Origin of the sequence: Stenotrophomonas sp. SMYL8 (assembly GCF_036320065.1) — a bacterium.
In the GTDB taxonomy this organism is placed as follows: domain Bacteria; phylum Pseudomonadota; class Gammaproteobacteria; order Xanthomonadales; family Xanthomonadaceae; genus Stenotrophomonas; species Stenotrophomonas maltophilia_A.
This window is the reverse complement of the sequence record NZ_JAWIRR010000002.1, coordinates 38,063-55,723: the sequence shown is the minus strand read 5'-3', so window position 1 is coordinate 55,723 and position 17,661 is coordinate 38,063. Positions and strand designations below refer to the sequence as shown.

The 17,661-nt window shown below is 66.8% G+C and carries 17 protein-coding genes; 2 read left to right on the top strand and 15 right to left on the bottom strand.

Annotated features, from left to right (window positions below):
• Positions 1-195: 195 nt before the first annotated feature.
• The 14 genes from V3B25_RS02330 to moaA all read right to left on the bottom strand — a co-directional run bounded on the left by V3B25_RS02330 (position 196) and on the right by moaA (position 15,761).
• A complete protein-coding gene (locus V3B25_RS02330) occupies positions 196-1,527 on the bottom strand; it encodes a nitrate/nitrite transporter (RefSeq protein ID WP_329809956.1) in 1,332 nt (443 codons plus the stop codon).
• 23 nt (positions 1,528-1,550) lie between these two features.
• Positions 1,551-2,450, bottom strand: a complete 900-nt coding sequence (locus tag V3B25_RS02325) for a peptidylprolyl isomerase (RefSeq protein WP_329809955.1) — start codon at positions 2,448-2,450, stop codon at positions 1,551-1,553.
• Between the two features lie 3 nt (positions 2,451-2,453).
• Positions 2,454-3,161, bottom strand: coding sequence for a respiratory nitrate reductase subunit gamma (gene narI, locus V3B25_RS02320; RefSeq protein WP_049423009.1), 708 nt, complete (start codon positions 3,159-3,161; stop codon positions 2,454-2,456).
• Positions 3,158-3,838 carry a nitrate reductase molybdenum cofactor assembly chaperone gene (narJ, locus tag V3B25_RS02315; protein ID WP_049423010.1) on the bottom strand — a complete coding sequence of 227 codons (681 nt, stop codon included), beginning with the start codon at positions 3,836-3,838 and terminating at the stop codon, positions 3,158-3,160. Before narJ ends, narI begins: the two co-directional genes overlap by 4 nt.
• Positions 3,838-5,382: a nitrate reductase subunit beta gene (gene narH / locus V3B25_RS02310; RefSeq protein ID WP_329809954.1), complete on the bottom strand. Its 1,545-nt coding sequence runs from the start codon at positions 5,380-5,382 to the stop codon at positions 3,838-3,840. The genes narJ and narH overlap by 1 nt, the downstream gene beginning before the upstream one ends.
• On the bottom strand, positions 5,382-9,176 hold the full coding sequence (locus tag V3B25_RS02305; RefSeq protein ID WP_329809953.1) for a nitrate reductase subunit alpha: 3,795 nt from the start codon (positions 9,174-9,176) through the stop codon (positions 5,382-5,384). The genes narH and V3B25_RS02305 overlap by 1 nt, the downstream gene beginning before the upstream one ends.
• Before the next feature lie 72 nt (positions 9,177-9,248).
• Entirely contained in the window at positions 9,249-10,667 is a 1,419-nt protein-coding gene (locus V3B25_RS02300) for a NarK family nitrate/nitrite MFS transporter (protein ID WP_329809952.1), read from the bottom strand.
• Between the two features lie 145 nt (positions 10,668-10,812).
• Entirely contained in the window at positions 10,813-11,178 is a 366-nt protein-coding gene (locus V3B25_RS02295) for a hypothetical protein (protein ID WP_154263732.1), read from the bottom strand.
• Complete coding sequence (locus V3B25_RS02290; protein WP_329809951.1) at positions 11,175-11,723, bottom strand: molybdenum cofactor guanylyltransferase; 549 nt, start codon at positions 11,721-11,723, stop codon at positions 11,175-11,177. The genes V3B25_RS02295 and V3B25_RS02290 overlap by 4 nt, the downstream gene beginning before the upstream one ends.
• A gap of 33 nt (positions 11,724-11,756) precedes the next feature.
• Entirely contained in the window at positions 11,757-12,260 is a 504-nt protein-coding gene (locus V3B25_RS02285; RefSeq protein WP_329809950.1) for a molybdenum cofactor biosynthesis protein MoaE, read from the bottom strand.
• 3 nt (positions 12,261-12,263) lie between these two features.
• Positions 12,264-12,524 carry a MoaD/ThiS family protein gene (locus V3B25_RS02280; RefSeq protein ID WP_329809949.1) on the bottom strand — a complete coding sequence of 87 codons (261 nt, stop codon included), beginning with the start codon at positions 12,522-12,524 and terminating at the stop codon, positions 12,264-12,266.
• Positions 12,524-13,777: a gephyrin-like molybdotransferase Glp gene (gene glp / locus V3B25_RS02275; RefSeq protein WP_329809948.1), complete on the bottom strand. Its 1,254-nt coding sequence runs from the start codon at positions 13,775-13,777 to the stop codon at positions 12,524-12,526. The genes V3B25_RS02280 and glp overlap by 1 nt, the downstream gene beginning before the upstream one ends.
• The gene (gene moaCB / locus V3B25_RS02270) at positions 13,777-14,772 is read right to left on the bottom strand and encodes a bifunctional molybdenum cofactor biosynthesis protein MoaC/MoaB (protein ID WP_329809947.1); all 996 of its coding nucleotides are present in this window, start codon (positions 14,770-14,772) and stop codon (positions 13,777-13,779) included. The genes glp and moaCB overlap by 1 nt, the downstream gene beginning before the upstream one ends.
• Before the next feature lie 8 nt (positions 14,773-14,780).
• Positions 14,781-15,761, bottom strand: a complete 981-nt coding sequence (gene moaA / locus V3B25_RS02265; protein WP_201116403.1) for a GTP 3',8-cyclase MoaA — start codon at positions 15,759-15,761, stop codon at positions 14,781-14,783.
• A 194-nt stretch (positions 15,762-15,955) separates the two neighbouring features.
• Between moaA and V3B25_RS02260 the strand changes: the two genes are divergently transcribed.
• Entirely contained in the window at positions 15,956-16,360 is a 405-nt protein-coding gene (locus V3B25_RS02260) for a ribonucleotide reductase subunit alpha (RefSeq protein ID WP_329809946.1), read from the top strand.
• Here V3B25_RS02260 and V3B25_RS02255 read toward each other — a convergent pair.
• The gene (locus V3B25_RS02255; RefSeq protein ID WP_005416862.1) at positions 16,354-16,683 is read right to left on the bottom strand and encodes a hypothetical protein; all 330 of its coding nucleotides are present in this window, start codon (positions 16,681-16,683) and stop codon (positions 16,354-16,356) included. The two genes, V3B25_RS02260 and V3B25_RS02255, sit on opposite strands and share 7 nt — an antisense overlap.
• A 569-nt stretch (positions 16,684-17,252) precedes the next feature.
• On the opposite strand from V3B25_RS02255, the gene V3B25_RS02250 reads away from it, so the two are divergent.
• Positions 17,253-17,627 carry a hypothetical protein gene (locus tag V3B25_RS02250; RefSeq protein WP_154352705.1) on the top strand — a complete coding sequence of 125 codons (375 nt, stop codon included), beginning with the start codon at positions 17,253-17,255 and terminating at the stop codon, positions 17,625-17,627.
• Positions 17,628-17,661: the final 34 nt, after the last annotated feature.

Sequence of the window (17,661 nt, the reverse complement as noted above, 5' to 3'; positions counted from 1 at the left end):
CGCGGTGCATCGGTGGGTTCATGCCGGCCAGCGGCCGGCACTACCCTTTCACCCGCTACCCGGTAGTGGCCGGCGCCGGGCGGGCCACCCCCCACCCCCCCCCCCCCCGCGGGCCGCCCCCCCGCCCCCCGCCCACCCCCCCTGCACCCCCCGCGCACCGTTCCGGTAGTGCCGGCCGCGGGCCGGCAACCCCGTTCACCTGCCGCGCATCCGCTCGGCGGCGGCCGCATCGATGGCTTCGGGCAGGTCGGTCTCGCGGTCGATCTGCGGGAAGTGACGGCGCTCCATGCGACGGATCGCGAAGTGCATCCACGCCAGTGCAGCCGCCACCAGCACGAACAGCAGCATGAAACAGCTGCTCCAGATGCCCACGGCATCGTTCAATGCCCCGAACACGATCGGCAGGATGAAGCCACCCAGGCCGCCGATCATGCCGACCACACCGCCCACCGCACCCACGTGCTTGGGGTAGTACACCGGAATGTGCTTGTAGACCGCGGCCTTGCCCAGCGACATGAAGAAGCCCAGCACGAACACCAGCACGGTGAACATCACCACGCCGATGGCCAGATGGAAGTGGATCGGGCCGTGGATGCCCTTCACTACGTACTCGGTATCCGGATAGGCCAGCAGGAAGGTGCAGATGGCCGACACGCCGAAGGTCCAGTACATCACCCGCCGCGCGCCCATCCGGTCCGACATCCAGCCACCGACCACGCGGAACAGGCTGGCCGGGATCGAATAGCACGCCGCCAGCATGCCGGCGTGGCCCACGTCCATGCCATAGGCGCCCACCAGGTAGTGCGGCAGCCACAGCGCCAGCGCCACGAAGCCGCCGAACACGAAGAAGTAGTACAGCGAGAACCGCCACACCTGCAGGTTCTTCAGCGGCGCCATCTGCTCCGCGAACGGGACCGGCTTCACGCCTTCGCGGCGGCGCTGCTCCAGCGACGGGTCTTCCTTGCTGAAGAGGAAGAACAGTACCGCGGTGACCGCCAGCGCTACAGCCCATACCTTGGCAACCATGGTCCAGCCGGCCGCCACCATCACCAGCGGCGCCAGCAGCTTGGTCACCGCCGAGCCGATGTTGCCGGCACCGAAGATGCCCAGCGCAGTGCCCTGCTTGCTGGCCGGGAACCACTTCGAAACGTAGGCCACGCCTACCGAGAAGTTGCCACCGGCGATGCCCACGCACAGCGCGGCAATCAGGAACTGGGTGTAGGTCTGCGCGTAGGTCAGCATCCAGGTGGCCACAGCACCACACAGCATCACCAGCACCATCACCTTGCGGCCACCGAACTGGTCGGACCAGATGCCGAGGAAGACCCGGCTGACCGAACCGGTCAGCACCGGCGTGGCGATCAACAGGCCGAACTGGGTGTCATTCAACCCGAGCTGCTGGCTGATCTGGATACCGATGATCGAAAAGATCATCCACACCGCGAAGCACACGGTGAAGGCGAACGTGCTCAGCCACAGCGCACGTTGCTGCTGCCCGGCACTGGCGGGGGCAAGGGCCTGGTTCATGGGGTTTCCTCGTTCAATGGGGGTCAGCCGATATCCGCTTCGGCTTCGATCTCGTCCAGCCCGCGCACCGGGTAGCGTTCCTGCAGCTGCAGCAGGTAGGCCTGCACCTCGCGCTGGCGCACCTGCAGTTCAAGATAGTCACGCAGCTGCGGCAGCACCGCCTCGAATGGCTGCGGCTGGCCCTCCTCGCGGGCATCGACGCAGACCACGTGGTAGCCCCAGCGCGACTCCACCGGGAACCCGGCCAGGCCCTCGCGCAGGCGGAACACCTGGCGGTCGAACTCCGGCGTGGTCTGCCCGCGCTGCAGCCAGCCCAGGTCACCACCTTCGCTGCTGGACGGGCAGCGCGAATGGCGCAGGGCGAAATCGGCGAACAGGTGCGGCGATTCCTTCAGCAACCCGACCAGCCGCTCGCCTTCGGTGCGAGCGGCGAAGCGCCCGGCCACATCGTCGGCCGGCGCGGCCAGCAGGATATGGCGCAGGCGCACGCGATCGGGCGAGCGGAAGCGCTCGCGGTTCTGCGCGAAGTAGCGGCGGCAGTCCGCGTCGGTCGGCACCCGATCCTCGATCGCGTCTTCCAGCAGCTGCTGGATCAGCACCTCTTCATCGCTGACCCGGCCGCCCTCCGGCGCCTGCAGGCCCAGCCGCTGCGCTTCCAGTCGCAGCAGCTCGCGCACCACCAGTGCACGCGCCGCTTCGGCGCGTGACTGTTCCGGGCGCATCGCCCGGTGGTGCTGCATTTCACGGGCGATATCGGCCTCGCTGATCGCGGTCTCGTCCACGAACAGCCGGCACGGCGCCGGCTGCCCGAGCGAGCGCGGCCCCTGCGCTGCCGCGTCGTGGTGATGCGAATGCGCCTCGGCAGGAACCGGTGCGGCGGAGTCGATCACGGTGATCGGCAGGAATTTCGGCAGGCTGCCCATGGTTTACTCCCGCGGACCGTAGCGCAGCGTGGCCTGGCGGCGGCGCACCACCTGGTACGGCCTCCACAGGTAGCTGATCGGAATGCTCCACACGTGCACCAGGCGAGTGAACGGCGCGATCAGGAACAGGGTCAGGCCCAGGAAGATATGCATCTTGTAGACCCAGCTGACGCCCTCGATGTAATCGGCGGCACCGGCGCGGAAGGTCACGATGTGCTGCGCCCATTCGGCCAGCTGCACCATCACCCCACCATCAAGGTGGCCGGACGAGATGCGGATGCTGTACAGGCCCAGGCACAGCTGGGCGAACAGCAGCACCAGCACCAGGGTATCGCCGAAGCTGCCGGTGGCCCGCACGCGCGCATTGAACAGGCGGCGTACCAGCAGGATGCTGATGCCGATGAAGCACAGCGCGCCGAACACGCCGCCCACCACCATCGCCAGCATCTGCTTCTGCGACGAGGTGATGAAGTGCTCGTACACCGCATGCGGGGTCAGCAGGCCGACCAGATGGCCACCGAGGATGGCCAGGATGCCGATGTGGAAGCAGTTGCTGCCGATCCGCATGCCCTTGTCCGACAGCATCTGGCTGGAGCCGGTGCGCCAGGTATACATGGCCTTGTCGTAGCGGGCCCAGCTGCCGATCAGCAGCACCGCCACGGCGATGTACGGGTAGTACTGGAAGGCGAATTGATGCACGGAGTAACTCATGGCTGGACCTCTCGATGCGAAGGACGGGCCGGCGAACGCACGGGCGGCTTGCAGTCTTCGGCAGGGGCTTCGGCACCGAAGCGCACCGCCTCCTCCTCCCACAAGCGGTCCATGGCCTCGGCGGTATCGTCGCGGACTTCCTCGCTGGCACGCTGGCGCAGCGCCTGCAGATCGGCCTTGCCGTCGCCGGCTTCGACCAGGATCTCGAACAGCACCCGGTGCGGCAGCTCACGCTCGGCGGCACGCGCCGCCAGCATCCCGGCGATATGGCCGATGTGGTGCAGCCACTCGCGGGCCTCGCTGCCGGGGCGATGGGCCAGGAACTCCAGCAGCAGCGGCAGGTAGTCCGGCAGCTCGCGCGCATCCAGTTCGAAGCCGTTGCGGCGGTAGGTCTCGACCAGATCGACCATGGCCTGGCCGCGATCGCGCGACTCGCCATGGATGTGTTCGAACAGCAGCAGGCTCATCGAGCGGCCGCGGTCGAAACTGGCCAGCCACGCCGCCTGCGCATCCAGCGCATCGGTAGCCAGCAGCTGCTGCACGAAGATGCGCAGCTGCTGGCGGCGGGCGGCGCCCAGCGCCGGGTCGTCGCAGGCGGCGAGCAGTTCCTCGCCGTGCTGCCACAGTTCTTCGCGGGGGTAATCCAGCAGCACCCCAATCAACTTGAGCACGCTCATCACACCACCTCCTTGCGGCGATGGTTCGGGCCCTTGTCCACAACGAAGGTGGTGCTCTTGCGCTGGCCGAACAGGTCGGCCGGGCTGTCACCGTTGCAGCCGTTGCCGAAGGTGAAGCCGCAGCCGCCGCGCTCTCCGAAGGCATCGTTGGCATACTCGCGGTGGCCGGTCGGAATCACGAAACGGTCCTCATAGTTGGCGATGGCCAGGTAGCGGTACATCTCTTCCACCTGGGCGATGCTCAGCCCGGTCTGTTCCAGCACGGCGGTGTCTTCCACGCCATCCACGTTCTTGGCCCGGCGCCAGGCACGCATGGCCATCAGCCGTTCCAGTGCGCGTACCACCGGCGCTTCGTCACCCGCCGTCAGCAGGTTGGCCAGGTAGCGCATCGGGATGCGCAGCGAGGCCACGTCCGGCAGCTCACCGCTCATGCCCACGCGGCCACGTTCGGCGGCGGACTGGATCGGCGACAGCGGCGGTACGTACCAGACCATCGGCAGCGTGCGGTATTCCGGGTGCAGCGGCAGCGCGAGCTTCCAGTCGATCGCCAGCTTGTACACCGGCGACTGCCTGGCCGCATCCAGCCAGCTGCCCGGGATGCCCTCCTTGCGCGCGGCGGCGATCACCGCCGGATCGTTCGGGTCCAGGAAGATGTCCAGGTGGGCCTGGTACAGGTCTTTCTCGGCGGCCACCGAAGCGGCCTCGGCGATGCGGTCGGCGTCATACAGCATCACGCCCAGGTAGCGGATGCGGCCCACGCAGGTTTCCGAACACACGGTCGGCTCGCCCATCTCGATGCGCGGGTAGCAGAAGATGCACTTCTCCGACTTGCCGCTCTTCCAGTTGTAGTAGATCTTCTTGTACGGACAGGCCGACACGCACATGCGCCAGCCACGGCATTTGTCCTGGTCGATCAGCACGATGCCGTCTTCCTCGCGCTTGTAGATCGCACCCGACGGGCAGGCCGACACGCACGCAGGGTTCAGGCAGTGCTCGCACAGGCGCGGCAGGTACATCATGAAGGTCTTCTCGAAGGCGCCGTAGATCTCCTTCTGCACCTGGTCGAAGTTGTAGTCGCGCGAGCGCTTGCTGAACTCCGAACCCAGGATCTCCTCCCAGTTCGGGCCCCACTCGATCTTCTGCATGCGCTCGCCACTGATGAGCGAGCGCGGCCGCGCGGTGGGCTGGTGCTGGCTGTCCTTGGCGGTGTGCAGGTTCTGGTAGTCGAAATCGAACGGCTCGTAGTAGTCGTCGATCTGCGGCAGATCCGGATTGGCGAAGATCTTGGCCAGCATGCGCCAACGGCCACCGGCACGCGGCACCAGCTTGCCTGCGCGGGTACGCACCCAGCCGCCGTTCCACTTGTCCTGGTTCTCCCATTCCTTCGGGTAGCCGATGCCCGGCTTGGTTTCCACGTTGTTGAACCAGGCGTACTCGACGCCCTCGCGCGAGGTCCAGACGTTCTTGCAGGTGATCGAGCAGGTATGGCAGCCGATGCACTTGTCCAGGTTCAGCACCATCGCGATCTGTGCACGGACCTTCATCACACCACCTCCTTGGCGGCGGCCGGTACGGCCTCGCCGGTCGCTCCCGCGCGTCCTGCGCCCGCGACACTCGAACTTCCTTGTTCATCGTCCAGCCAATCGATCTTGTCCATCTTGCGCACGATCACGAACTCGTCGCGGTTGGTGCCGCAGGTGCCGTAGTAGTTGAAGCCGTAGGCCAGCTGCGCGTAGCCGCCGATCATGTGGGTGGGCTTGAGCACGATCCGGGTCACCGAGTTGTGGATGCCGCCGCGGGTCCCGGAAATCTCCGAGCCCGGCACGTTGATGATGCGTTCCTGGGCGTGGTACATCATCGCCATGCCCGGCATCACGCGCTGGCTGACCACCGCACGCGCGGCAATCGCACCGTTCACGTTGAACAGCTCGATCCAGTCGTTGTCGACGATGCCGGCGCTGCGCGCGTCGTCCTCGCTGATCCACACGATGGGTCCGCCGCGCGACAGCGTCTGCATGATCAGGTTGTCGCTGTAGGTGCTGTGGATGCCCCACTTCTGGTGCGGGGTGATCCAGTTCAGCACGATCTCCTTGTTGCCGTTCGGGCGCTGGTTCAGCAGCGGCTCCACCGTGCGCGTGTTGACCGGCGGCCGGTAGCCCATGAAGGCCTCGCCGAAGTCGATCATCCACTCGTGGTCCTGGTAGAACTGCTGGCGGCCGGTCACCGTGCGCCACGGAATCAGTTCGTGCACGTTGGTATAGCCGGCGTTGTAGCTGACGTTGTCGTCCTCCAGGCCCGACCAGATCGGCGAGGAAATGATCTTGCGCGGCTGCGCCTGGATGTCACGGAAGCGGATCGCCTCGTGCTCCTTGCCCACCGCCAGGTGGGTGTGCTCGCGGCCGGTGAAGGTGCCCAGCGACTCCCAGGCCTTCACTGCGACGTGGCCATTGGTTTCCGGTGCCAGGTGCAGGATCACCTCGGCCGCGTCGATCGCGGTCGAAATGGCCGGGCGACCCTGGCTCACGCCCGCGTCGTGCACGGTGTGGTTGAGCTTGCCGAGGAATTCGACCTCGTGCTTGGTGTCCCAGCTCATGCCCTTGCCGCCGTTGCCCAGCTTGTCCAGCAGCGGGCCCAGCGAGGTGAACTTGCGGTACAGGTTCGGGTAGTCGCGCTCCACCACCGTCATCGACGGCATGGTCTGGCCCGGGATGGCCTCGCACTCGCCCTTCTTCCAGTCGGCCACGCCGAACGGCATGCCCAGCTCGTTGGGGGTGTCGTGCAGGGTCGGCACCAGCACCAGGTCCTTCTCCACGCCCAGCACGCCCGGCGCCATCTCACTCACCGTACGGGCGACCTCCTTGAAGATCTCCCAGTCGCTGCGCGATTCCCACGCCGGATCCACCGCCTTCGACAGCGGGTGGATGAACGGGTGCATGTCCGAGGTATTGAGGTCGTCCTTCTCGTACCAGGTCGCGGTCGGCAGCACGATGTCCGAGTACAGCGCGGTGGTGCACATGCGGAAGTCGAGCGTGACCAGCAGGTCCAGCTTGCCTTCCGGTGCCTCGTCACGCCACCTCACTTCCTCCGGCTTGATCGCCCCCATCTCGCCCAGGTCCTTGCCCTGCAGCCCGTGGCGCGTCCCCAGCAGATGCCGCAGCATGTACTCGTGGCCCTTGCCCGAGGAACCGAGCAGGTTCGAGCGCCAGATGAACATCATGCGAGGGTGGTTCTGGCTGGCGTCCGGGTCGGCGAAGGCGAAGTCCAGCGAACCGTCCTTGAACTTGCCCAGCGCATAGTCGGCCGGGGCCACGCCGGCCGCTTCGGCCTCGCGTGCCAACTGCAGCGGGTTGCGGTCCAGCTGCGGGGCACACGGCAACCAGCCCATGCGCACCGCGCGCAGGTTCAGGTCGGCCAGGCTGCCGCTGTACTTGCTGGCATCGGCCAGCGGCGACAGCAGCTCATCCACCTGCAGCTTCTCGTAGCGCCACTGCCCGGTGTTGAAGTAGAAGAACGACGTGCCGTTCATGTGGCGCGGCGGGCGGCTCCAGTCCAGGCCGAACGCCAGCGGCTGCCAGCCGGTCTGCGGGCGCAGCTTCTCCTGGCCCACGTAGTGCGCCCAGCCGCCACCGGTCTGGCCCACGCAACCGCACATGATCAGCATGTTGATCAGGCCGCGGTAGTTCATGTCGTTGTGGAACCAGTGGTTCATGCCCGCGCCGACGATGATCATCGAGCGGCCATGGGTCTTGTCGGCGGTACGCGCGAACTCGCGGGCGATCTCGATCACCTCGGCGCGCGACACGCCGGTGATGCGCTCCTGCCACGCCGGCGTGCCCGGCACCATGTCGTCGAAGCTCGATGCCACGTTGCCGCCGCCAAAGCCACGGTCCACGCCGTACTGGGCCAGCAGCAGGTCGTAGACCGTGGCCACCAGGGTCTCGCCACCCTCGGCCAGGGCCAGGCGACGCACCGGGATGTTGCGCTCAAGCACGTCGTCGGCCGGCGCAGCGGTCCAGCCGTCGGTCTCGATGCCACCGAAGTACGGGAAGCTGACCGCCTCGATGCCCTCATGGGCGTCGGCCAGGCTCAGCCGCAGGCGCGTATCGGCGCCCTTGCTTTCCTTCTCCTCGATGTTCCACTTGCCCTTCTCGCCCCAGCGGAAGCCGATCGAGCCGTTGGGCACCACGATCTGGCCGCTGTTCTCGTCGTAGGCCAGCGTCTTCCAGTCCGGGTTGTTGGCTTCACCCAGCCCGCCCAGTTCACTGGCACGCAGGAAACGGCCCGGCACCAGGCGGCCGTCGTCGCGGCGCTCCAGGCGCACCAGCATCGGCATGTCCGAGTACTGCCGGCAATAGTCCTGGAAATACTGCGAGGGCGAATCCACATGAAACTCGCGCAGGATCACATGACCGAAGGCGAAGGCCAGCGCCGCATCGGTGCCCTGCTTCGGGTGCAGCCAATGGTCGGTCAGCTTGGCCAGCTCGGAATAGTCCGGGCAGATCGCCACCGTCTTGGTGCCGTTGTAGCGCGCCTCGGTGAAGAAGTGCGCATCGGGCGTGCGCGTCTGCGGCACGTTCGAGCCCCAGGCGATGATGTAGCGGCTGTTGTACCAGTCGGCCGATTCGGGCACGTCGGTCTGCTCGCCCCAGATCTGCGGCGAGGCCGGCGGCAGATCGCAGTACCAGTCATAGAAGGACAGGCAGGCGCCACCCAGCAGGGACAGGTAACGCGCGCCGGCGGCATAGGACACCATCGACATCGCCGGAATCGGCGAGAAGCCGACCACGCGGTCCGGGCCATACTGCTTCACCGTGTACAGGTTGGAGGCGGCGATGATCTCGTTGGCCTCTTCCCACTGCAGGCGCACGAAGCCACCCATGCCGCGGCGGGTCTTGTACGAGCGCGCCTTCTCCTTGTCCTCCACGATGCTGGCCCAGGCGTCGACCGGGCCCTTGCTCTTGCGCGCTTCGCGCCACAGGCGCAGCAGCGTGCCGCGGATCAGCGGGTACTTCAGCCGGTTGGCGCTGTACAGGTACCAGGAATAGCTGGCGCCACGCGGGCAGCCACGCGGTTCGTGGTTGGGCAGGTCCGGGCGCGTACGCGGGTAGTCGGTCTGCTGGGTTTCCCAGGTGACCAGGCCGTTCTTGACGTAGATCTTCCAGCTGCACGAACCCGTGCAGTTCACGCCGTGGGTGGAACGCACGATCTTGTCGTACTGCCAGCGGGCGCGGTAACTGTTTTCCCAGTCACGGCCTTCGCTCTTGGCGAATCCGTGGCCATCGGCAAAGGTCTGGGGGTCACGCTTGAAGAACTGCAAGCGATCGAGGAAATAACTCATCGGGGGTCTCCCTTTGCGGACATCGGCATCGTGGCTGTGTGTGTCATCTGGCTGCGGTGCGTTTTCATGTCGTCAGCAGGGTGTCTCGGCACCGCGCCGGTAGTACCACCACCAGGTCACGGCCAGGCAGGTGACGTAGAAAACAACGAATCCGTACAGCGCCATGTCGGGGCTGCCGGTCAATGTGATGGACGAGCCGTAGCTCTTGGGAATGAAGAAGCCGCCGTAGGCACCGATCGCACCGGAGAAGCCGACCACCGCGGCCGATTCGATGCTGGCCTGGTGGGCAGCAGCAGCCTTGCCCTCGGCGTTGTCGTTGGCCGACCAGCGCTCATGCAGGGTGCGGAAGATCACCGGGATCATGCGGAACGTAGTGCCGTTGCCGATGCCACTGAGCACGAACAGCGCCATGAAGCTGAGCAGGAAGCCATTGAAGTTGCCGCCCTGGCCATCACTGGGCAGGAAGTGCAGCACGCCGAACACCGCCGCGATCATCAGCGCGAACACCCAGAAAGTCAGGCGTGCGCCGCCCCAGCGGTCGGCCATGCTGCCACCCACCGAACGCATCAACGCACCCAGCAGCGGGCCGATGAAGGCGTAGGCCAGCGGGTTCACGTCCGGGAACTGGCTCTTCACCAGCATCGGGAAGCCGGCCGAAAAGCCGATGTAGGAACCGAAGGTGCCGATGTACAACCAGCACATCAGCCAGTTGTGCTTGCGGCGGAAGATCACCGCCTGTTCGGAGAACGACGAGCGGGCGCTGGTCAGGTCGTTCATGCCGAACCAGGCCGCGATGGCGCACAGCGCGATGGCCGGCACCCAGATGAAGCCGGCGTTCTGCAGGAACAGCGGCGCCCCACCCTCCACCGTGGGCTGCGGTGCACCACCCAGCGCACCGAACACGCCCACGGTGATGACCAGGGGAATCACCGCCTGCGCCACCGACACGCCCACGTTGCCCAGGCCGGCGTTCAGGCCCAGCGCCAGGCCCTGCTTCTGCTTGGGGTAGAAGAAGGAGATGTTGGACATCGACGACGAGAAGTTCGCGCCACCGAAGCCGCACAGGATTGCGATGGCCACGAACACCCCGTACGGCGTGGCCGGGTTCTGTACCGCAAAGCCGAGCCAGAGCGTCGGCGCCAGCAGCGACGCGGTCGACAGTGCTGTCCAGCGGCGGCCGCCGAAGATCGGGATCACGAATGAATAGAAGATGCGCAGGGTGGCGCCGGACAGGCTGGGCAGCGCCACCAGCCAGAACAGCTGGTCGGTACTGAAGTTGAAGCCGATCTTCGGCAGGCTGATCGACACCGCCGAGAACAGCACCCAGACCGAGAAGGCCAGCAGCAGCGAGGGAATCGAGATGACCAGGTTGCGGGTGGCGACCCGCTTGCCGGTGCGCGCCCAGTAGCCGGGGTCCTCCGGCGTCCAGTCGCTGATGACGCGACCCGGACGGGCAGTGCTGCGGACAACAGGATCGCTACCGACGGTCATACATGGCTCCAAGGCTGTGAAATGACGTGGGTACTGCGTTTCAAGTTGTGACCCGTCGTCATGCAGCCATTAGGCCGTGCAGCGCGGACGACGGGGTTGATCTGGATCAATCAGGGGCCGGTTTCCACCCTGCCCCTGACAAATGTCAAACCGATGAAGCGGTGTTGCGGCGGGTCACCCCGCGCTGGCGCACGCTGTCGCGCACGTCCACATCGAACTGCAGCTGAAGCTGGCCGCCATCTTCCAGGGCAATGTCGAACGGCAGGCCATCACGGCACGGCAACCGCGCCGCCAAGGCCTCGACGGCCGGGCGCGGCAGTACCAGGCGGCAGAAGGTGCCCCCGTCCAGCAGCACGGGCTGCTCGCCGCCATGCAGCGACACCGCCATGCCCCAGCCCTCGATACCGCCGAAGCGGGTCATGTTCTCGACCGATTCACCGGCCAGCAGGCGCGCCAGTTCGGCCTCGTCCAGGCGAAGCCGTACCGATTGGTCCTGCAACTGCACTTTCATGACGCAACATCCTCCCATTGTTCGGGGGTATTGCAGTTGACCAGGCAGGCTTCGTCAACGCTTTCCAGCGCCAGCACGTGCATCTGCAGGCGACGCTGGAAGGCCTGTACCGAGCGCGGCCCCTGCGCATCATCCAGCATCGCGGCCAGCACGCTACGAGTGGCATTGTCCACATTCAACAGCATGGGAAAGGGATGCCCGTCAAAGATCGTGCATGCGCCCTGCCCCACGGCAGCCAGCCGTTGCAGCAGCCGCGGCGCCAGCAACGGGGTGTCCACCGCTACCACCCAGGCCGGGCTATCGGGCATCTGCTGCATCACGCTGTGCAGTCCACCCAGGGGACCGCAGCGCGCCACCTGATCGGGGATGCCGCCGAAGGCCGGATAGTCGCCGCTGACCCACACCCGTTCGGCGCCGGCCTGCAGCAGCAGGCCACGCATGTGTTCCAGCAGCGTGCGCCCCTGCCACGGCAGCAGCGCCTTGTCGCGGCCCATCCGGCTGGACAGGCCGCCGGCCAGCACGATGCCGTTGATGGTTCCATTCATGGTAGAGCCACGCCATGCGTGGCTGCAGCGGACTCAATGGTGGTGGTCGTGCGCATGGTCATGGGCATGTGCGGGTTCGCTGTCCGCATGGCACAGGCTGCAACCCTCGCTCCACTCGCTGTCGCCGTCCTCGTAATGCTCCTGCTTCCAGATCGGGCACTGGTGCTTCACCACCTCGATCAACTGCCGGCAGGCCCTGAATGCCTCGTCTCGATGCGGGCTGCCCGCAGCCACCACCACCGCCACATCGCCAATGCCCAACCGGCCCTTGGCATGGGCCACATACAGCTTCAGCTTCGGACCGAACGTCGCCTCGACCTCGGCGGCCAAGCGCTTGAACTCGTTCAGCACCAGCGGCTCGAACAGGTCATAGGTAATCCCGTTCACCGGCCGGCCGATGTTGACGTCGCGCACCTTGCCGATGAACACATCGATGCCACCGAAACCCGGATCGGACACCGCAGCGATGCCCTCGGCCGGATCGATCGCCGCCTGCGCGCGGTCCACCACCTTGGCGATGATCTTCTTCTCGCTCATCGCTCAGCCCCCGCTCACCGGCGGCAGGATCGCCACCCAGCCATCGTCGGGCAGCGCCTCGTGGTCACGCAGCACGCGTTGCTGGTCGGCAAATGCCGAGTAGTCCAGCAGGCCGGCGCGGAAACCCGGCCAACGCGTCGGCAGCAGCTCGCGCAGCGCCTGGCGCAGATCGGCCACGGTGCCACCAGCCACCTCCACGGCGATCTCGCGGCTGGCATCCAGATCGGAAAACGCACCGAACAACTGCAGATTCACCTGTTTCATCACGACTCCTGGCTCGCCAGCTGCACCGGGTCATGGTGACCCCAGCCCTGCACGCGCACGTAGGTGCCAGCGGTGGCCAGGTCTCCCTCGGCCTCCAGCACCACCCAGGCGTTGGCCTGCAGCATGGACATCAAACGGAACGACTCCTGCCCGGACAGCACGCGCGCACTCAGGCGCCCCTGCGCGTCCACTTCCACCCGCGCCCGCGCATGGAAGCGCAGGCCTGGCGGCTTGCGCACGTCGGCCTGCAGCGGCAGCTGCAACACGGTTTCCGGTGCCAGTCCCAGCAGGCGCCGCAGCACCGGCTCCACGAAGAAGCGCTGGCCCACGGCGGCCGAGACCGGGTTGCCAGGCAGGCCGAAATACAGCGCGCCATTGGGCAGCACCGCGAACAACAGCGGCTTGCCGGGGCGGATCGCCACCTTGTGGAACACGATGCGCGCACCACGTCCACGCAGCGCATCGGGAACGAAATCGTAGCGGCCGGCCGACACCGCGCCCGTGCTGATCAGCAGCTGCGCGCCGGCAGCCAGCGCGTCATCCAGCACCGCATTGAACGCCGCCACATCGTCACCCACCGTGCCCTGCCAGACCACTTCGGCACCGGCGGCCTGCAGGCGGCCAACCAGATACGGCCGGTTGCTGTCACGGATCTGGCCGGATTCCAGCGTCTGCGCCGCCTCGGTCACCAACTCCTTGCCGGTAGCGATCACTGCCGCCTTCGGCCGCGCCACCACCGCCACCTGGCCCACGCCGATGGCATGCAGCAGAGTGCGCGCATTGATATCCAGCACCTGCCCAGCCTGCAGCACACGCTCGCCTTCGCGTACATCCTGGCCGCGCAGGCGCACGTTCTGGCCCGGCTTCACCGTGCCCTTCAAGGCGATGCGGGTCGGGCGGCCATCCTCGCTGGCGAGGACGTCCACGTTCTCGACGGGCACCACCGTATCCAGCCCAACCGGCATGCGCGCGCCGGTCATGATTTCCCAGGCACCCTCGCCGCCTTCGGCACCGGCATCGCCGGCCGCCTGCCAGCCCTGCACCGCGAATTCGGTACCAGCTTCGAACGTCGCGCCGTTGGCGCGCAGCGCGAAGCCGTCCATTGCCGAATTGTCGAACGGCGGCAGCGACTGCCCACTGACGATGTCACTGGCCAGAGTGCGACCAGCGACCTCATGCAGCGGCAGGTGCTCGGCCGGCAGCGGCGTGGCCGCGTCCAGCAGGTGCTGCAGGGCTTCGCTGTAGGCAATCATCAGTGGCCACCACCATCGACCATCGCCAGGGCGTGGCCCAGTACCGGCGCCAGGATGTCCAGGCACTGCGCCGCCGCCTTCGGGCTGCCGGGCAATGCGAACACCAGCATGTTGCCCAGCTGCACCACTTCGGCGCGGCTCAGCCAGGCCATCGGCGTGTGCTGCGCACTCAGTGCCCGCACCATCTGCGCCAGGCCATGCACCGGCCGTGCGTTCAAGGAACGCAGCGCCTCCGGCGTCAGGTCACGCGGGCCCAGCCCGGTACCGCCGGTGCACAGGCACAGGCGCACGCCATCGGCGGCCAACGCCTGCAGGCGGCCCGCCAATGGCTCGATGCCATCGGGCAACACCTCGGCCGTCACCACCTCGCCGCCCAGCTTTTTCACGCCGGTCACCAGGGTCGGGCCAGACACATCTTCATACGTGCCTTCGCTGGCACGATCACTCAGCGTGATCACCGCGCAGGCGGCGCCCTCCAACCCCTTCGGCGCGCGCGGCTTGAAACGCGCGCGCTCGGCATCGTCCATGCCGTCGGGGTGCAGCCACACACCGCGCTTGCCACCTTCCTTGAACAGCAGGCGGATGCCTTCGATGCGCAGTGCCGGCTCTACTGGCTTGCTCAGGTCGTACAGGGTCAGCAGTGCCGCATTGACGCCAGCCAGCGCCTCCATCTCCACGCCGGTGCGCGCCTCGCTGGCGCACTCGCACCACACGCGGATCGCCTGCCGTTCCGGTACCGGCGCGCAGAACACCTGCACCAGTTCCAGCGGCAGCGGGTGGCACAGCGGCATCAGCATCGAGGCCATCTTGGCGCCCTGCAGGCCGGCAATTTCGGCCATCACCAGCGCATCGCCCTTGGGCAGGCGGCGCTCGACGATCAGCGGATAGGCCACCGGGCCGGCATGCAGCTCGCCCACCGCCACCGCACGGCGGCGGGTGATGCGCTTGTCGCGGACATCGGCCATGTGGAAGGCCGCATTCAATTCCCCACTCATCGTGTTGCTCATCCTCCGATGGAGGCCAGGTGCGGGGTCAGCCCGGTCTGGCCCTGGTGCAGTCCATGCCCGGCCGCTTTCAGGCCAAGCTGTGTGGTGATGCGTGCCAGCAGCGCGTCGTGGTCGTCGTCGCGCTGCAGCAGCGGGCGCAGCGGCACGCCGAACTCGCCGAACAGGCATAGCCGCAGGTCGCCCTTCGCGGTCACCCGCAGGCGGTTGCAGCCTTTGCAGAAGTCACGCGAATACGGGGCGATGATGCCGATGCTGCCGCGATGGTCTGGGTGGCCGAACTCGCGCGCCGGGCCGGCATCGGCCGCGCGCGGACGCTCGTGCCAGCCGGCCGCCAGCAGCTGCTCGATCACCACGTCGGCACGCAGGTGGTGGCGCTGGAAATAGGCTTCGTTGTCGCCGGTGCGCATCAGCTCGATGAAGCGCACGCTGAAAGGACGGTCACGCAGGTAGTCCATCCAATGCGGCAGCTCGTCGTCGTTCAGGCCACGCAGCAGTACCGCGTTGAGCTTGATGGCCGGCAGGCCCAGCGCCTGTGCCAGGGCCAGGCCCTGTTCGATCTCCGGCAGGCGGTCGTGTCCGGTGATGGTCCTGAAGCGTTCGCGCTGCAGGCTGTCCATGCTTACGTTCAGCGCAGTCAGGCCGGCGCGGTGCCAGCCCGGCAGGCGCCGCGGCAGCAGCGTGCCATTGGTGGTGATGGCCACCTTGCGGATGCCCGGCACTGCCGCCACAGTGGCGATGATCTCGTCCAGGTCCTTGCGCAGGCTGGGCTCGCCACCGGTCAGGCGGATCTTGCTCATGCCCAGCGCGGCGAACGCGCGCACCAGGCGCGCGATTTCATCCACCTGCAGGAAGCGCGGGCGGCCATCGGCCTGGTAACCGTCGGGCAGGCAGTAGCTGCAACGGAAGTTGCAGGCTTCGGTCAACGACAGGCGCAGGTACGGAAAGCTGCGTCCGAAACCGTCGGTGAGTTGGCTCATGGCTGGTCCACCTTGTTGCTCCACCGTCTTGCCTGTACCCGGAACGGCCCGGAAACCCTCGTCTGCTGGAACGATTGCCAGAGTACGCGGCAGTCAGTTCCATGGGCATGACTTAAATCAATCGTCTTCGGCCCCGCGCGGCAGGCGTTATGGCAGCATGCGGCTTTCCGTGCAGTAGGCGTGTGACAACCCTCATGATGATGAACGATTTCCAGCAGCTGCTGCACGCCGCAGGCCAGCAGGCTGAACCGCAACGCTTGCTGTTCGTATTCGTGCGCGCCGAGCTGCCCGAATCGCCCACCAGCGACCAGCGCGACCGGCATGACCGCCGCGAGGGCGGCACCCTGTCGCCGGTGCTGTGCGTGGACAAGCTGCCGACCGAAGTACCCAGCTTCCAGGCGCTGGCGGCCGAGTCGACCACCACCGGCATCGACTGGGACCTGGTCTTCGTGGCGGCGCTGGACGGCCGTGGCGGTTTCGCGCCCAACAGCGACGAAGCCGCGCGCCCGCTGCAGCTGATGGTCAACGCCATCCATGACGGTCAGATCGGCCGCTTCGCCGCCTTCGACCGGGGCGGCGAGCCTGTTCAGTTCTATTGAGCCACCAGCTGCAGGGTCAGGAAGAAGATCACCAGCACGGTGTTCAGGCCCCAGGCCACGGTCAGCCCGCGCGCGGCCACGCCCAGGTTGGGGTTGTGCGCGGTGGGCGCCGCCCGCCACACCGCCGGGATGATCCAGCCGGTATAGAGCAGCAGCACGGCAAATACCCCCAGCAGCAGCGTGGTGCGCTGGTTGGCCAGGGCCCAGAGGGCTACCGCCCACAGAATGTTGCTGGGAATGACGCCCTGCAGCCAGAACACACTCCAGAGGCGCGAACGGCCTTGGGTGTCGGGGGTTGGGTGCAGCGAAGCGGTCGCGGTCATAAGTCTCCTTCTGGTTAGGAAACGTGCTGAACAAGCCTGCGCTTGGTGGCTGGGAACGTCAACCCGAGTCGCACGTCACGCTTTGGCGCTGCTGGGGCCCGGCCAGGCTCGACTCAGCCTCGCGCGGAGCCTGTCGCCATCGCCCCTCCCCACCCGCTTCCTTTCCTCGCCCAACCTCGACACCTGTCGCAGATTGCACGGAGCGGGCGGATCACCGCGCCAGCCCGCGCTGGCAGTGCTTAACAGCGTGGGAGAATGCCGAAAGCGTCTCCAATCGAGCGATGTTTGCAACTCTTCTGATTGGCATTGCACAGCGCCAGGGGCTCAGATGGCGTGCCACCGGAAAAGGGTGGCCGGGCTTCGAACACCCGAGTTGATGTTGATGTATGCGCTTGCCAGCCGGCGTCACCTTAGCGTGGCGCCGGCTGGCAATCCGTCTGCCGGCTATGGCGGGCGGTGCGTGGGGGCCTTCGGGCCCGCCGGACTGACATCAACCCGGTGTTCGAACCACGTACCGTCCGCCACTTTTATGAGTGGCGGCTACCGATTGCCCTGCACGGAGCCTTGCCATGAACGAATCGGACTTCCCGCATCTGCACGCCTACCGCAGCACCGCCCACGACGACGGTTCGCCACAGGCTGTGCCCGCAGTGGACAGGAACACCTTCATTGCCAACCTCCATCGCATCGGCGTCGGTGCGGCGGCCGATGGCCAACCCTGGCGGGAGCGGCATCAGCTGCCCGGGCGCTGCCTGGCCCTGGCCGATGCCGATTGCGCGTTGAGTGGATTGCGGGTGGTGCTGGAAATGATGCTGGCGGCCGAACGCACCCGACAGAACGGCGAACCGGAAGAGTACGTGGGAGACCGGGTGATGGAGGGGTTGGTCATGGCCTGCCAGTCGTTGTGCGCGCAGGCGATGGGGCGGTTGCAGATTGATCCGTAATGGCAGCGGACGATCAGGCTGCTCCTTCCATCAT

Coding starts and splice junctions, on each gene's coding strand:
- V3B25_RS02285 (WP_329809950.1), bottom strand. CDS start 12,260: ATGAGCGAGAAGAAGATCATCGCCAAGGTGGTGGACCGCGCGCAGGCG.
- moaA (WP_201116403.1), bottom strand. CDS start 15,761: ATGAGCCAACTCACCGACGGTTTCGGACGCAGCTTTCCGTACCTGCGC.
- V3B25_RS02255 (WP_005416862.1), bottom strand. CDS start 16,683: ATGACCGCGACCGCTTCGCTGCACCCAACCCCCGACACCCAAGGCCGT.
- V3B25_RS02305 (WP_329809953.1), bottom strand. CDS start 9,176: ATGAGTTATTTCCTCGATCGCTTGCAGTTCTTCAAGCGTGACCCCCAG.
- narH (WP_329809954.1), bottom strand. CDS start 5,382: ATGAAGGTCCGTGCACAGATCGCGATGGTGCTGAACCTGGACAAGTGC.
- V3B25_RS02325 (WP_329809955.1), bottom strand. CDS start 2,450: ATGGGCAGCCTGCCGAAATTCCTGCCGATCACCGTGATCGACTCCGCC.
- V3B25_RS02330 (WP_329809956.1), bottom strand. CDS start 1,527: ATGAACCAGGCCCTTGCCCCCGCCAGTGCCGGGCAGCAGCAACGTGCG.
- V3B25_RS02250 (WP_154352705.1), top strand. CDS start 17,253: ATGAACGAATCGGACTTCCCGCATCTGCACGCCTACCGCAGCACCGCC.
- moaCB (WP_329809947.1), bottom strand. CDS start 14,772: ATGAGTGGGGAATTGAATGCGGCCTTCCACATGGCCGATGTCCGCGAC.
- V3B25_RS02260 (WP_329809946.1), top strand. CDS start 15,956: ATGATGATGAACGATTTCCAGCAGCTGCTGCACGCCGCAGGCCAGCAG.
- V3B25_RS02300 (WP_329809952.1), bottom strand. CDS start 10,667: ATGACCGTCGGTAGCGATCCTGTTGTCCGCAGCACTGCCCGTCCGGGT.
- glp (WP_329809948.1), bottom strand. CDS start 13,777: ATGATTGCCTACAGCGAAGCCCTGCAGCACCTGCTGGACGCGGCCACG.
- V3B25_RS02280 (WP_329809949.1), bottom strand. CDS start 12,524: ATGAAACAGGTGAATCTGCAGTTGTTCGGTGCGTTTTCCGATCTGGAT.
- V3B25_RS02290 (WP_329809951.1), bottom strand. CDS start 11,723: ATGAATGGAACCATCAACGGCATCGTGCTGGCCGGCGGCCTGTCCAGC.
- narI (WP_049423009.1), bottom strand. CDS start 3,161: ATGAGTTACTCCGTGCATCAATTCGCCTTCCAGTACTACCCGTACATC.
- narJ (WP_049423010.1), bottom strand. CDS start 3,838: ATGAGCGTGCTCAAGTTGATTGGGGTGCTGCTGGATTACCCCCGCGAA.
- V3B25_RS02295 (WP_154263732.1), bottom strand. CDS start 11,178: ATGAAAGTGCAGTTGCAGGACCAATCGGTACGGCTTCGCCTGGACGAG.